Below are 799 nucleotides of genomic sequence, written 5' to 3' on the forward strand. Positions count from 1 at the left end.
TCTTGGATCTACAACCCAGTCGATGAACTCCGGCGCCGTCGTGATGACAGAGGCCCCAGCAGCAAGCATACGGTGCGGCAACGGAATTGCTGCCGCGTTGGGAACCGGCACCTTCACTCGGTTTTCGAGACCCGACTCAAGCGCCCTGGCCCTAGCCTCAGCGTAAGACTCCGCCAGACTTTTCTCGAGCGAGGTGCCAGTACTCATCTCTGTCGTGATGTAACGCGAGACCCACCACCGGTGAGGATCGCGCAGCCATGATTCCGGCGAGACCGTCGTCCTGAAAAGCGCTGAGGTCTCGTCGAGGAAGCGCGCGACAGAAGGGAAGGACCAGAGGCCGTCACCCAGCGAAGTTGCACGGCGAAATGCCTCCTTGAGCACGGCTTTCCGTATGCCACCTTCCATCCTACTTGCATCGGCCAAAGCCTCGGCATGCTCCCATGCAGTAGTGCCTGCTGGCATCGGAACTGAAGAATGGCCGCCCCAGTGCAAACCTATCCACTGCAGGTCTGGCTCGACAGCCAGCGCCTCATCATCTCGTCGCACCACGATTGGCAACTCATCGCTGATGCCGTGAACGATGCGGGCGAAACCTGCCCCTACCCAAGCATCGCGCGGCGAGAGATTGCGCATGCTCGCAAACAAATAGGAGAGAATCGTCCGCGACGCTCGTTCTGTCTCGCGAGCAGATCGGAGGACGTCCCCTCTTATGATCGTCTTGCCGTCGACGACCTCGAAGAGCCGCTTGGCAAGCCACGGATTTCTCCAGAGAAGCAGAACGGGGAAATCGGTCGCCACT

At 59.9% G+C, this 799-nt stretch carries 1 protein-coding gene; it reads right to left on the reverse strand.

Annotation, left to right across the window (positions count from 1 at the left end):
- Positions 1–799: hypothetical protein (locus tag EN780_RS39300; protein ID WP_189557073.1), on the reverse strand; the 799-nt coding region annotated here is incomplete at both ends.

Source organism: Mesorhizobium sp. M4B.F.Ca.ET.089.01.1.1 (genome assembly GCF_004022605.1).
Classification (GTDB): Bacteria; Pseudomonadota; Alphaproteobacteria; order Rhizobiales; family Rhizobiaceae; genus Mesorhizobium; species Mesorhizobium abyssinicae.